The organism is Vibrio sp. HDW18 (assembly GCF_011306175.1).
In the GTDB taxonomy this organism is placed as follows: domain Bacteria; phylum Pseudomonadota; class Gammaproteobacteria; order Enterobacterales; family Vibrionaceae; genus Vibrio; species Vibrio chanodichtyis.
The window spans coordinates 286,364-300,346 of sequence record NZ_CP049913.1 but is presented as its reverse complement, the minus strand read 5'-3'; the positions used below and the strand labels follow the sequence as shown (position 1 = coordinate 300,346).

At 49.7% G+C, this 13,983-nt stretch carries 14 protein-coding genes; 11 read left to right on the top strand and 3 right to left on the bottom strand.

Annotated features, from left to right (window positions below; translation table 11 throughout):
* Positions 1–214: 214 nt before the first annotated feature.
* The 3 genes from G7083_RS01335 (at position 215) to G7083_RS01325 (ending at position 3,022) form a co-directional block, all read left to right on the top strand.
* A complete protein-coding gene (locus G7083_RS01335) occupies positions 215–1,180 on the top strand; it encodes an ABC transporter substrate-binding protein (RefSeq protein WP_166013223.1) in 966 nt (321 codons plus the stop codon).
* A gap of 109 nt (positions 1,181–1,289) precedes the next feature.
* On the top strand, positions 1,290–2,231 hold the full coding sequence (locus G7083_RS01330; protein WP_166014967.1) for an ABC transporter permease: 942 nt from the start codon (positions 1,290–1,292) through the stop codon (positions 2,229–2,231).
* A complete protein-coding gene (locus tag G7083_RS01325) occupies positions 2,228–3,022 on the top strand; it encodes an ABC transporter ATP-binding protein (protein ID WP_166013222.1) in 795 nt (264 codons plus the stop codon). The genes G7083_RS01330 and G7083_RS01325 overlap by 4 nt, the downstream gene beginning before the upstream one ends.
* Here the strand turns inward: G7083_RS01325 and dusC are convergent.
* The gene (dusC, locus tag G7083_RS01320) at positions 3,008–3,973 is read right to left on the bottom strand and encodes a tRNA dihydrouridine(16) synthase DusC (RefSeq protein WP_166014966.1); all 966 of its coding nucleotides are present in this window, start codon (positions 3,971–3,973) and stop codon (positions 3,008–3,010) included. The two genes, G7083_RS01325 and dusC, sit on opposite strands and share 15 nt — an antisense overlap.
* Positions 3,974–4,138: 165 nt before the next feature.
* Here dusC and G7083_RS01315 point away from each other — a divergent pair, with 165 nt between their 5' ends.
* From G7083_RS01315 to serS, 4 genes are all read left to right on the top strand, one after another.
* Positions 4,139–4,777, top strand: coding sequence for a YecA family protein (locus G7083_RS01315; protein WP_166013221.1), 639 nt, complete (start codon positions 4,139–4,141; stop codon positions 4,775–4,777).
* Between the two features lie 77 nt (positions 4,778–4,854).
* Complete coding sequence (gene lolA / locus G7083_RS01310) at positions 4,855–5,451, top strand: outer membrane lipoprotein chaperone LolA (RefSeq protein WP_166013220.1); 597 nt, start codon at positions 4,855–4,857, stop codon at positions 5,449–5,451.
* Between the two features lie 24 nt (positions 5,452–5,475).
* Positions 5,476–6,825, top strand: coding sequence for a replication-associated recombination protein A (locus G7083_RS01305; protein ID WP_166013219.1), 1,350 nt, complete (start codon positions 5,476–5,478; stop codon positions 6,823–6,825).
* 103 nt (positions 6,826–6,928) lie between these two features.
* Positions 6,929–8,236 (top strand): serine--tRNA ligase, encoded by a 1,308-nt coding sequence (serS, locus tag G7083_RS01300; RefSeq protein ID WP_166013218.1) that lies wholly within the window; start codon positions 6,929–6,931, stop codon positions 8,234–8,236.
* Between the two features lie 109 nt (positions 8,237–8,345).
* On the opposite strand, the gene bioA is transcribed toward serS, so the two are convergent.
* The gene (bioA, locus tag G7083_RS01295; protein WP_166013217.1) at positions 8,346–9,626 is read right to left on the bottom strand and encodes an adenosylmethionine--8-amino-7-oxononanoate transaminase; all 1,281 of its coding nucleotides are present in this window, start codon (positions 9,624–9,626) and stop codon (positions 8,346–8,348) included.
* 132 nt (positions 9,627–9,758) lie between these two features.
* On the opposite strand from bioA, the gene bioB reads away from it, so the two are divergent.
* The 4 genes from bioB to bioD are packed head-to-tail and all read left to right on the top strand — an operon-like array spanning position 9,759 to position 13,456.
* A complete protein-coding gene (gene bioB / locus G7083_RS01290) occupies positions 9,759–10,811 on the top strand; it encodes a biotin synthase BioB (protein ID WP_166013216.1) in 1,053 nt (350 codons plus the stop codon).
* The gene (gene bioF, locus G7083_RS01285; protein WP_166013215.1) at positions 10,795–11,949 is read left to right on the top strand and encodes an 8-amino-7-oxononanoate synthase; all 1,155 of its coding nucleotides are present in this window, start codon (positions 10,795–10,797) and stop codon (positions 11,947–11,949) included. Before bioB ends, bioF begins: the two co-directional genes overlap by 17 nt.
* Positions 11,946–12,764, top strand: a complete 819-nt coding sequence (gene bioC / locus G7083_RS01280) for a malonyl-ACP O-methyltransferase BioC (protein WP_166013214.1) — start codon at positions 11,946–11,948, stop codon at positions 12,762–12,764. Before bioF ends, bioC begins: the two co-directional genes overlap by 4 nt.
* Positions 12,761–13,456 carry a dethiobiotin synthase gene (gene bioD / locus G7083_RS01275; protein ID WP_166013213.1) on the top strand — a complete coding sequence of 232 codons (696 nt, stop codon included), beginning with the start codon at positions 12,761–12,763 and terminating at the stop codon, positions 13,454–13,456. The genes bioC and bioD overlap by 4 nt, the downstream gene beginning before the upstream one ends.
* Positions 13,457–13,664: 208 nt before the next feature.
* On the opposite strand, the gene G7083_RS01270 is transcribed toward bioD, so the two are convergent.
* A complete protein-coding gene (locus G7083_RS01270) occupies positions 13,665–13,844 on the bottom strand; it encodes a hypothetical protein (RefSeq protein WP_166013212.1) in 180 nt (59 codons plus the stop codon).
* Between the last annotated feature and the right edge of the window lie 139 nt (positions 13,845–13,983).

The window sequence follows — 13,983 nt, the reverse complement described above, 5'->3', positions numbered from 1 at the left end:
TCGTTTGGGAAGAGAGATAGTTAACTTCACTTCCATTTTCGACATTGACTAAATTCTGAGCTTTTTCTGTTGTCTAACTGTTAAATCCCACTTCCCTTTGCCTAAAGTTACGGGTAATAATGTTGTCAGCGACGCCTTAAGTGTCCAATAAGGATAATTAAAACAACAACATTCACAACATCATAAAAACTAAGCTTTATATCAAGGAGTTAAGATGAAAGCAGGTAAAATTATTGCTACAGCTGTTCTAGCCGGAGCTGCACTACTGTCTTCCCAAAGTATCATGGCCAAAACAGCCAAAGTTGCGGTATCACAAATTGTGGAACATCCCGCATTGGATGCAACTCGCCAAGGGCTACTCGATGGATTGAAAGCCAAAGGCTATGAAGAGGGCAAAAATCTAGAGTTTGATTACAAAACCGCGCAAGGCAACCCTGCCATTGCGGTACAAATTGCCCGTCAATTGGTCGGTGAAAAACCGGATGTATTAGTCGGGATTGCCACTCCAACCGCGCAAGCTCTGGCTTCCGCAACCAAAACGATTCCGATTGTCTTTACTGCGGTAACCGATCCTGTCGGGGCTAAGTTGGTTTCGCAACTGACGCAACCGGGTAAAAATGTGACCGGCTTGTCGGATCTTTCCCCCGTTGAACAGCACATTGAATTGATTAAAGAGATCCTGCCCAATGTGCAATCGATCGGCGTGGTGTATAACCCCGGCGAAGCCAATGCGGTGAGTCTTATCGAATTACTGAAACTTTCGACCGCTAAGCACGGTTTACAGTTGGTGGAAGCGACCGCGCTGAAAACCGCCGATGTGCAATCCGCCACTCAAGCGATTGCCGCAAAATCCGATGTAATTTATGCGCTGATTGACAACACGGTGGCCAGTGCGATTGAGGGCATGATCGTGGCTGCGAATCAAGCCAACACCCCGGTGTTTGGCGCGGCAACCTCTTATGTAGAGCGTGGTGCGATTGCCAGTTTAGGATTTGACTACTACCAGATTGGCGTGCAAACCGCCGACTATGTGGTTGCGATTCTGGCCGGCAAAGCGCCTGGAACGCTTGATGTACAAGTTGCCAAAGGCTCCGATCTGGTGATCAACCAAACCGCGGCAGCCCAGCTTGGGATCACCATTCCTGAAGCTGTACTGACTCGTGCGACCAGCATCAAATAACTAAGCGATGTTTCAACCACTGGGTGTTGCGGCTTGCCCTGCACTGAGTGGTCAGCGTTTATTCAACACGTTGGCGCTTTCCAATTTCAATAAGCAGAAAGGAGTGGTTATGTCTGCTTTTGCCTTTTTTGGCGCGCTGGAGCTCGGCTTATTATATGGCTTAGTGGCTCTGGGTGTTTATCTTACTTTTCGGGTGCTCGACTTTCCTGATTTGAGTGTCGATGGCAGTTTTCCTATGGGTGCGGCGGTGGCTGCAACCGCGATTATTTCAGGGGTGAATCCTTGGCTAGCTACAGCGTTAGCGATTGTGGCTGGCGCAGCAACCGGATGGGTCACCGCATTTTTGACCGTGCGTTGCGGCATTTTGCATCTATTGGCCTCGATTCTGACCATGATCGCGGCATTTTCAATCAATATCCGCATTATGGGGCGTCCCAATCTTGCTTTGCTTGGCGAAGAGACGATTTTGACGCCATTTGAGGCATTGGGAGATGCGGTACTGATCCGTCCATTGGTGGTCGGGGTATTGGTGCTCGTTTCAGCGTTGCTGGTAGTTAGGCTACTCAATAGTGATTTTGGTTTGGGTTTGCGTGCCACCGGCGTTAACGCGCGTATGGTCGCTGCCCAAGGGGCAAACACAGCTTTTTACACCTATTTCTGTTTGGCGATTTCTAACGGTTTTGTCGGTTTTGCTGGGGCTTTATTTGCGCAAACCAACAGTTTTGCCGATGTCACTTCTGGAGTGGGGACCATAGTGGTGGGGCTGGCCGCGGTGATTTTAGGCCAAACCTTGATCCCTGGCCGCAAAATATGGGTAGCCGTCGTGGCGGTGATCGTTGGCTCGGTGCTGTACCGTTTAGCGGTGGCGTTTGCGCTTAGCTCTGGCATGTTTGGTTTGCAGGCGTCAGATCTTAACTTAGTGACTGCCGTATTAGTAGCATTAGCGCTGATCATGCCGAAAGTGAAGCGAAATTGGCAGGCGAAAAAACGCAATACCACGCTGCATTCGTCCTCTGATCAGCCGACTAACGCATCCGGAGAAAAGCTATGATTCGTTTACAAGATATTCAAGTTACCTTTAATCCGGGGACGATTTTGGAGAATCGCGCGTTACGCGGTGTCGGCTTAGCAGTACCAGAGCGGCAATTTTTAACAGTGATCGGCTCCAATGGCGCGGGGAAATCGACTTTGCTTGGCGCTGTCACTGGTGAAACACCGATCATCGCTGGGCGAGTGGTGATTGATGAGATGGACGTGACGAAACAGAGTGTGGCGCAGCGTGCTAATCTCTGTGCACGGGTATTTCAAGATCCATTAGCCGGAACTTGTGCGGCGCTGACCATCGAAGAAAATATGGCGCTCGCTTATATGCGTGGGAAAAAGCGTGGCTGGAGTTTGGCGCTATCGAGTCAGCGGCGTAAATTATTCCAAGAGCGGATCAGCATTCTTGGTCTAGGGTTAGAAGATCGTTTAGCCGATAATATTGGTTTACTCTCTGGTGGGCAGCGCCAAGCGGTGAGTTTGGTGATGGCCACCTTAGCCGACAGTAAACTACTGCTGCTTGACGAACACACCGCGGCGCTCGATCCACGTATGGCGGCTTTTATTATTGATCTCACCAAAAAAATCGTCAGCGAATTCAATTTGACGGTGATGATGGTGACTCACTCGATGAAAGATGCGCTAGCCTGTGGCGATCGCACCGTGATGTTACACCAAGGCCAAATTGTGTTAGATGTCAGCGGTCAGCAACGCGCCAAGATGGGCGTTACTGAACTGCTTGAAATGTTTAGCAAAGTCCGTGGCGAAGAGCTGGCCGACGACAGCCTATTGCTCGGTTGAGGATGACTGGAGTTGATCCCGATAACGCTGTAACTGATCAATGATCCGCTCAACTTGAGTCAAGGCGCGTAACTCACCAAATAGCTCATTGGCCTGAGGGTAAGCGTGGCGTAGGTAAGCAAACCACTGTTTGATTCGGTTAGGATAGTATTTGCCTTTGTCACCACGCACTTCAAATTGCGTGTAGCGCAGCAACAAATCCACCACTTCATTCCAAGGCATGGCGGCGTGATTGTGTTTGACCACATTGCCTAAATTCGGCACGTTGAGCGCGCCGCGGCACACCATGAGTGAATCGACACCGGTGGTTTGGATACAAGCTTGGCCATCTGCGTAATTCCACACTTCACCATTAGCAATTAAAGGAATGGTGCAGTGTTGACGAATTTGATCAATGTAATGCCATTTGATTTCATTGGCCTTGTAACCATCGGCTTTGGTGCGTGCATGCACGGTCAGTTCATCGGCTTTGGCTTGCGCGATGGCATCGACAATTTCAAAGCAATCTTCCGGATCTTGCCAGCCCAAGCGAATTTTTGCCGAAACCGGAATGTGCCCAGGTACCGCGTCACGGCACGCTTTGACCACTTGATAAATTAGCTCTGGATGCTGCAATAACGCGGCACCGCCTTTGCTTTGGTTGACCATTTTGGCTGGACAACCAAAATTGAGATCAATCCCATCGGCCCCGAGCTCGGCAGCGCGAATGGCATTTTCTGCCATCCAGTGTGGATCTTGCCCTAGCAGTTGCACTTTAACCGGTACTCCCGCTGGCGTTTTCGAACCATATTGCAGCTCAGGGCAGAGACGATAAAACACATGATCTGGCAGCCGTAAATTGACTACGCGCACAAATTCGGTAACACAGAAGTCGTAGTCATTAATTTGGGTCAGCATGTCACGCATTAAATGGTCTAACACGCCTTCCATTGGGCCTAAAATAACTCGCATAGTGATCAATACCGGCTTGCGCTGAACAAAGGGAGCGAGATTGTAGTAGTAGCATTGACAAATGTCACTCATCGATTCGAATTGCCATCCCACGCCTTGCTAGCTGCCACTTCGCAGGCTTTGAGTTATAATGCGCGGCAACTTTCCTTGTATTAAGCATTTTTCATGAATTATTCCCTGATCGATCTTAGCGCGCTGGAGTGTCCTCAATCGGCACTCTTTGTTGAAGGCGTGGTGCTGGCGGCGAATTTTGCCACTCGTCCGCTCGATCCAGAGCAATGGCTATCAGAGCTGTTTGTTGAGCAGCATCAGGCGTTATTATCGCCGGTGACCGAGCAGATTCATCTGCAATACCAGCAGCTTAAAGCCAACGAGTATGATTTATTGGCGCTATTGGCTAAGCATGCACCATCCCGTGAGCAAGGTTTAGCCGATTTTGCTCAAGGCTTTATGCAACTATGGCCCGCGGTGGAAGAGATGTGGCAGCAAGGCGCGTTTGCAGATGGCTCGATCCGCATGCTGCAAGCACTGCTGACCAGCTTAATGCTGGCGATGGATGAAGAGCAGACCCAAGCACAAATGCGGGCGGCCGGCTACGAGCAAGTGCCAAGTTTGGCCGATTTGATCGAGCAACTGAATTTGATGGTGCATGAAGTAGCCCTCGCGGCTGATGAAGCCATGCTTGGTGCGAAAGCGCAAAGTGTCAATCCGTTTAAAGGCATTGGCCGCAATGACGCTTGCCCTTGTGCCAGCGGTAAAAAATTCAAACAGTGTTGTGGGCAATCGTTTCTTACCCATGATTGACATGTAAGTGACAGCAAAAGCTTACTCTTTTGCTGTGTTATTATTCTGATGGCAATATCGCTTGGAGTAGAGTCAGCATGAACAAATGGTTAGCCTTATTATTTTGTAGTTTTTCGGCGCTTGCCGCCCCTAAAGAAAATTTAAGTGAGCGTTTAGCGATCAGTGACGGCTTTAGCGCGACCTTTAATCAGCAAGTCTTAAGCCCAGAGGGCAAAGTGATCTTAACCGGAAATGGCAAGGTCGATATTGCTCGTCCAAGCCTATTTCGTTGGGAAACCGAAACGCCGGATGAAAACTTACTGGTCTCTGACGGCACAACCTTATGGCATTTCGATCCTTTCGTGGAGCAGGTCACCTTGTATCGCGCCGAAGAAGCTTTAGAGCAGACGCCTTTTGTGCTACTGACTCGTAGCAAAGCCAGCGATTGGGATGCGTACCATGTGGAAGAAAAGGGCGATGTATTTACCCTGACGCCTACCGCGCTGGATTCAAACCAAGGTCGCTTCCAAATCACCATCAGTGATAAAGGGGTTGTGCAAGGCTTTAAAGTGATCGAGCAAGATGGTCAGCAGAGCGAATTTACCTTTAGTAAGGTGAAGCAGCAAAAGCCTAACGCCAGCTTATTTAACTACAAAGTGCCTAAAGGCGTGGAAGTTGACGATCAGCGTGACTAAGCAAGTAACAAGGAACTAAGTCGAGTGAGTAATTACAGTTTAGATTTTTCCGGCGATGAAGATTTTCGTCCGTTAGCTGCCCGTATGCGTCCACAAACCGTGGAGCAGTATATTGGTCAGCAACACATCTTGGGACCGGGAAAACCGCTGCGCCGTGCATTAGAGGCGGGGCATATTCACTCGATGATTCTTTGGGGACCTCCGGGCACAGGAAAAACCACTTTAGCCGAAGTGGCAGCCAACTACGCCAATGCCGAAGTGGAACGCGTATCGGCGGTGACGTCCGGAGTCAAAGAGATCCGTGCCGCGATCGAAAAAGCCCGAGAAAATAAACTCAGTGGGCGGCGCACCATTTTGTTTGTCGACGAAGTGCATCGCTTTAATAAATCGCAGCAAGATGCGTTTTTACCGCACATCGAAGATGGTACGGTGACTTTTATTGGTGCAACCACCGAAAATCCTTCGTTTGAGTTGAATAACGCGCTGCTGTCCCGTGCGCGGGTGTATAAACTCACTTCGCTCAACCAGTCAGAAATTCTGCAAGCGGTACAGCAGGCGATTGCCGATCGTGAACGTGGCCTTGGCCAACTCTCAGCGGTGTTTGTCGATAATGTGCTGGATCGCTTAGCGGAATTGGTCAATGGTGATGCGCGGATGGCGCTCAACTATCTTGAGCTGCTGTATGACATGGCACATGAAGATGAGCAAGGTCGTAAACAGATTGATCTGGCGTTGCTGGCGGAAGTGGCGGGTGAAAAAGTCTCGCGCTTTGATAACAAAGGCGATATTTGGTACGACCTGATTTCCGCTGTGCACAAATCGATTCGTGGCTCAAATCCCGATGCGGCGCTGTATTGGGCGGCTCGGATGATTTCCGCAGGCTGTGACCCTTTGTATATCGCGCGCCGTCTGCTCGCGATTGCCTCTGAAGATGTTGGTAATGCCGACCCACGGGGCATGCAAGTGGCACTCGCAGCGTGGGATTGCTTTACTCGCGTAGGTCCAGCAGAAGGCGAGCGCGCGATTGCTCAAGCGATTGTCTATTTGGCGTGCGCACCGAAAAGCAATGCGGTGTACACTGCGTGGAAACAAGCGCTGTCGGATGCGCATAATCTGCCTGAGTTTGAAGTACCGCCGCATCTGCGTAATGCCCCAACGCGATTGATGAAAGATCTCGGTTATGGCGAGGAATACCGTTACGCCCATGATGAGCCGGGTGCTTATGCCGCAGGTGAGTGCTATTTGCCACCCGAAATCAGTACAACTCGCTACTATCAACCGACGCAACGTGGGCTAGAAACTAAGATTGCTGAAAAGTTAGCGTATCTGGCGGATTTGGACGCAAAAAGCCCACAAAAGCGCTATGAAAAGTAGTGCCTTTTGGTTATCTTTGGCAGGGTAAATTTCAATACGCGTGGCTTTGGCTAAAAAGGAAGCACACGCGCTTTCTCGCAACTCTTAAAGCATAGGATTAGCAATGCTGGATTCTAAATTACTTCGTACTGAGCTGGACGAAACAGCTGCAAAATTGGCCCGTCGCGGTTTTAAACTCGACGTGGAGACGATCCGTACTCTTGAAGAACAACGTAAGTCCATTCAAGTAGAAGTTGAGAATTTACAATCCACGCGTAACTCGATCTCCAAGCAAATTGGTCAACTGATGGCGTCTGGCGATAAAGCGGGCGCAGACGCCGTTAAGCAACAAATCGGCACTTTGGGTGATGATCTGGATGCAAAAAAAGGGGAACTGGATGCGGTGATGGCGCAGTTAGATGCGATCACTCAAATCGTACCTAACCTTCCAGATGATGCGGTACCTAACGGTAAAGATGACAGCGAAAACGTGGAAGTTTCTCGTTGGGGCACGCCAAAAACTTATGATTTTAAAGTCAAAGATCATGTGGATTTGGGTGAAATGGGTGACGGTCTGGATTTTGCGAGCGCAACCAAGATCACCGGCGCACGTTTTGTGGTAATGAAAGGCCAATTTGCTCGTCTGCACCGTGCGATCGCGCAATTTATGTTGGATCTGCACACCGATCAACACGGCTACACTGAGCTGTATGTGCCTTATTTAGTCAACGCAGAAACCTTGTTCGGTACCGGTCAATTACCGAAATTCGGCCAAGATCTGTTCCACACTGAGCCTCTGACCGAGAAAGCCAGTGATGAAGATCCACGCCGTCTATCGCTGATCCCAACCGCAGAAGTGCCAGTGACTAACTTGGTGCGTGATACGATTTTGGATGAAGCGCAACTGCCTTTGAAAATGACCGCGCATACCCCATGTTTCCGCTCTGAAGCAGGCTCTTACGGACGTGATACGCGGGGTTTGATCCGTATGCACCAGTTTGACAAAGTGGAACTGGTACAAATCACTCGCCCTGAAGATTCTATGGCGGCATTGGAAGAGCTGACTGGCCATGCAGAAAAAGTGCTGCAACTGCTGGAGCTGCCTTACCGTAAAGTGATCCTATGTACCGGTGACATGGGCTTTGGCTCGTGCAAAACCTACGATTTGGAAGTTTGGGTTCCAGCGCAAGAAACCTACCGTGAAATCTCTTCTTGTTCCAATATGTGGGATTTCCAAGCGCGTCGCATGCAAGCGCGTTTCCGTCGCAAAGGCGAGAAGAAGCCTGAGCTGGTGCACACGCTGAACGGCTCTGGTCTGGCAGTAGGTCGTACCATGGTCGCGATTTTGGAAAACTACCAACAAGCCGATGGTCGCATTGCGATTCCTGCGGTACTGCAAAAGTACATGGGCGGTTTAACCCATATCGGTTAATCCCGTTTTCCTCTAAAGGGAAATCAGCGCTCAAAGAAATAAGAACGAAAAAAGCCGACGTGATGATGTCGGCTTTTTTATACTTGTCGTTTGTTGCGCAGCATATTGTCTATTGCTTAAAGCAGTTTGGTTGGCTTAACGCGGCTGCCATTGCATCCACCAGCTTTTGCAGATGTTCAGGTTGACTAATATAGGGTGGCATCAGATAAATCAACCGACCAAAGGGGCGGATCCAAACGCCATGCTCGACAAAGAGAGCCTGAATCACTTCCATATTGACCGGAAAATGTGTCTCCACCACACCAATCGCGCCTAGCCAACGAGTCTGTTTCACCAGTGGAAAATTATTGAATTTAGGTAGATGTTCGGCAAAAAATGCTTCAATATTCGCGACTTGCTGTTGCCAATCGCCTTGCTCAATCAGCGATAAACTCGCGCTTGCCACCGCGCAAGCCAGAGGATTGCCCATAAAAGTTGGACCATGCATAAAGCAGCCTGCTTCCCCCGCACAAACGGTATCGGCCACTTGTTGGGTAGTGAGGGTAGCGGATAGCGTCATGTATCCGCCAGTCAGCGCTTTGCCCACACAGAGAATATCCGGTTGAATTCCCGCATGTTCACAAGCAAAGAGTTTGCCTGTGCGGCCAAAGCCGGTCGCAATCTCATCCAAAATCAGCAGTACACCAAATTCGTCACACAAAGCTCTAACTTGGCGTAAAAACTCGGGGTGATAGATACGCATACCACCAGCCCCTTGCACGATAGGTTCAATGATTACGGCCGCAATCTGGTGGTGATGTTCAGTAAGTTTGGCACGAAAATCGGCAATATCACGCTCATCCCACGCATCAAAAAATCCGCCCTCTGGTGAGTTAGCGAAAATATGCTCGGGTAGAAACCCTTTGTACAGGTTGTGCATCGAGTTAGCTGGATCGGTCACTGACATTGCTGCAAAAGTATCGCCGTGGTAGCCGTGGCGTAGGGTGAGAAACTTTGCTCTCGGCTGACCTTTACTGTGCCAATACTGTAGCGCCATTTTTAGGCTCACTTCCACCGCTACCGAACCTGAATCGGCGAGAAACACTTGCTGCAAATTTTGCGGCGCGATCTTGAGCAGCTTTTGGCAAAGCTCAATCGCTGGTTGATGAGTTAACCCACCAAACATGATGTGCGACATCTGCTCGATTTGCTGATGCGCCGCTTGATTGAGCTTTGGGTGATTGTAACCGTGGATCGCTGCCCACCAAGAGGACATGCCGTCGACTAAGCTGCGCCCATCCTCAAGCGTGATCATTACGCCATCGGCTCGGCTTACTGGATAACAGGTCAGAGGTGTCAGGGTCGAAGTGTAGGGATGCCAGATGTGGCAACGGTCGAAGGCTAAATCCATCATCATTCCAAAATTAATAAAAGATTAATTAATAATCATATGTAAACGTTGTGATTTTCTTGTTGTTGACAGTCTAACGCCTGTCAGTAGACTAGCCAAGCATAAAACCAATAACTCCAATAAGGATTACACGTGGAAGTTCGTCACAACTGGACGGTTGCTGAGGTTAACGCGTTACTGGATCAACCTTTTATGGATCTGCTGTTTGAAGCGCAGCAGGTGCATCGTCTTCATCATCCGCACAACCATGTGCAGGTCAGCACGCTGCTGTCGATCAAAACTGGCGCCTGCCCAGAAGATTGCAAATATTGCCCACAAAGTGCTCACTATCGTACGGATGTAGATAAAGAGCGTTTGATGGAAGTCGAGCGTGTGTTGGATGCGGCGCAAAAAGCTAAAAATTCAGGCTCGACCCGTTTTTGTATGGGCGCGGCGTGGAAGAATCCGAAAGAGCGTGATATGCCGCAGCTTAAAGAGATGATCCGCGGCGTCAAGGATATGGGGCTAGAAACCTGCATGACGCTGGGTATGTTGACGCCAGATCAAGCGCAGCAATTGGCGCAAGCGGGGCTGGACTACTACAACCATAACCTCGATACCTCACCTGAATTCTATGGCAACATCATCACCACACGAACCTACCAAGATCGCTTGGATACTTTGTCACATGTGCGTGATGCTGGGATGAAGATCTGCTCGGGTGGGATTATCGGCATGGGGGAAAGCGTCAATGACCGCGCTGGATTATTGGTTGAGCTGGCGAATTTACCGACACAGCCTGAAAGTGTGCCGATCAATATGCTGGTTAAAGTGAAGGGCACGCCACTAGAGCAAGTGGATGATGTCGAGCCGTTTGATTTTATACGTTTGATTGCGCTGGCGCGGATCATGATGCCGAAATCTGCGGTCCGCCTGTCAGCGGGGCGTGAGCAGATGAATGAGCAGATGCAAGCGTTGTGTTTTATGGCGGGCGCCAATTCGATTTTCTATGGTTGCAAGCTACTGACCACCCCCAATCCAGCCGAAGACAGCGATATGTTGCTGTTTAAAAAGCTAGGAATTAACCGTGAACAAGTTGCGCAAAAGCCTGATCAAATCACCGAAAATGAACTGCTGGATCGAGTGGTTGAACGCGTAGCTGCACGCCCAACCGCCAATGATTTATTCTATGATGCCGCACTTTAAATCCCGCATTATACAAGCGCTCACCGAACGTGAGCAGGGTGGGCTGACTCGCCAACTGCAACAGCTAGACCGAAGTAGCGCGGGTGAGTTGGCTCTGTTTGATCGTCGCTACTCAAATTTTTCCAGTAACGATTATCTTGGTTTGGCCAATGATGCTGAACTGATCCAAGCTTGGCAAACCGGTTTGAGCCGTTTTGGTGCCGGCAGTGGCGCATCACCGATGGTCACGGGTTTTAGTACCACGCATGCAGAGTTGGAGCGCGAGCTGTGTGATTGGCTGGGCTATCCGCGCGCGATTTTATTCAGCTCAGGATTTAGTGCGAATCAAGCTGTGCTGTTTACGTTGCTCGAAAAAGGCGATGTGCTGCTGCAAGATAAACTCAATCATGCTTCATTGATCGAAGCGGGCCGATTAAGCCCTGCCACGCTGCAACGCTTTAAGCACAATAATATTGATCATCTCAATCAATTACTGCGTCAAGCAACCAATACCTTAGTGGTCACTGAAGGGGTGTTTAGCATGGATGGCGACTGCGCACCTTTGGCACAAATCGCAGCGCTAGTGAAACCGCGCGCTTGGTTGATGGTCGATGACGCGCATGGGATTGGTGTGCTTGGTAAGCATGGTGCGGGAAGTTGCCAAGCCGCCGGCATTCAACCGAATATTTTGGTGGTCACCTTTGGCAAAGCGTTTGGCTTGGCTGGCGCTGCAGTGTTGTGTGATGCGCAAGTGGGCGATTATCTGACCCAATTTGCGCGCCATCACGTCTATTCCACCGCAATGCCTCCCGCGCAGGCGTACGCCTTAACTCAAGCGGCACGTATGATCCAAAGCCAAGCTTGGCGCAGAGAAAAGCTGGCTGAGCTGATGGCGTACTTTGATGAACAGTGTCGAGATCTTCCTGGTTTTATCGCCACTCAAACCCCGATCAAACCTTGGTTATTAGGCCGTAGTGAGCATGCGATGAGGGTCGCTGATCAGCTTAAACAGCAGGGCGTTTGGGTCAGTGCGATCCGTCCGCCAACGGTTGCTAAGGGTAGCGCGCGGTTACGCATTACCTTGACCGCCGCCCACACTAAGCGACAAGTACAACATCTGGCAGAGCAATTAGCGGCTGTGATGGAGTTTAGAGCATGACTATTGTGGCAGAATCATGTGTTGCAGCTCAATTGAGCGCGGTATTGAAAGACAAAACAGCGATTGCCCACGCGTTTGGTAAAGCAGCGGCGCATTATGATCAACACGCTGCCTTTCAACGCCAAGTGGGGTGGCGTTTACTGGACAAAATGCCGACTCGGTTAGATGGGCTACAAGTGCTCGATCTCGGTTGTGGGACCGGTTATTTTTCTGCTCTATTGCGTGAGCGTGGTGCTGATGTAATGTGTGCCGATCTCTCGTCTGTCATGCTTGAGCAAGCGCATCAACGCTGTGGTGATCGCGGCATGGATTATCAGTTGGCTGATGCTGAGCAGTTGCCTTTTATCTCCGCTCGCTTTGATATGGTGTTTTCCAGCTTAGCCTTGCAGTGGTGTGACGATTTATCCTTACCGCTACAAGAAATTCGCCGCGTACTGAAACCGGGTGGCCAAGCATTCATTTCTACCTTGCTTGAAGGATCGCTATTTGAATTAGAACAGGCTTGGCACAGCGTTGATCAGCATCGTCATATCAATTCATTCATTACCTGCAATCAGGTAAAGCTTGCGTTAGCGCAAGCTGAATGTATGCAACATCGCTTAGACTGGGTAACCATGAGGGTTTGGTATGAGACGGCCTTTGCACTGATGCGCGATCTAAAAGGGATCGGTGCGACCCATGTCAGTGAACGTTCAACAGGGCTGATTAGCCGTCGAACGTTGGCAAAAGTGGAGTCAGCTTATCAAGCTTTCCGTAATCAACACGGTCTTGTGCCAGCCACGTATCAGGTTTGTTTAGGGGTTATTCACCGATGAAAAATGCAATTTTTATCGCAGGGACGGATACCGACGTAGGGAAAACAGTCGCATCAAAAGCGATTTTACAGGCGCTAGCAGCACACAATATCACCACGATTGGTTATAAACCTGTCGCGGCGGGAAGCGAGAAAACAGAGTTTGGTTATCGAAACTGTGATGCACTGCATCTGATGCAAGTCGCCACCGTGGCGATGCCTTATGAGGATGTCAATCCTTACCCGCTGGCCTTACCGACCTCTCCCCATATTGCCGCTAAACATGAAAATGTGACGATTGATTATGCGATATTGAGTCATAAACTGGCTCAACATCAACAACAGGCGCAATTGGTCGTGGTCGAAGGTGCAGGTGGTTGGCGTGTACCAACATCCGATGCAGATTGTTTATCGAGTTGGGTTAAACAACAGCAATTGCCGGTTATTTTGGTGGTTGGGATTAAGCTTGGCTGCCTAAGTCATGCCATTTTGACTGCTGAAGCGATCCGAGCTGATGGTTTACCACTGATTGGCTGGGTTGCCAACCGAGTTAATCCTGGCACCGAACATTATGCTGAAATTATCGAACACCTTGAAGCTCGGATCGGAGCACCAAAACTCGGTGAAATTCCCTATATTCCCAAGGCGAAACGCCAAGAGTTGGGCAAATATATCCAGTTGGAACCGCTGTTAGCTTCCGTCACCGTCGCGTGATTGAAAGTTGAAAGGCGGCTCTACACGAGCCGCCTTTTTCGTATCGGTCGGTAAACTTATCAGCCATACCCTTCCGACTTGAAGCTGCAGCGGTGTTGGCGACGTTCGTTCACCCCAATCACATAGTTTGTCTATGCTCATGGGGATTCACTCACTTGCCGCCTACCTGCAACTTCAAGTTGTTTGGGTATATTGCGGCGCTGATTATCTAGTTGGCAGAAGATTTGCCATCGAAGCCCAGTAACGATTGCTGTGTATCGATAATGCGCTGTTGCAGATTTTGTGGATTAGGTGCTAACCCAAGTTGGATCCGTGCTTGTTGTTCATCAATACCTAAATGGCAGCAAAGTAAATCAATCGCCATTTGGTAGCTATTTGCTTCAACCATAAGTTTTCCTTTGCTGATGGTGAAATGGTGGTGACGTTGGCATTGTATTTTTGTCGCCCTTGATGGCTTGGCGAACTCTGGCTCAAGATGACTCCTGTCTATACTCAAGTATTTTGAGTATAGCTCAGCGTTGAGTCAC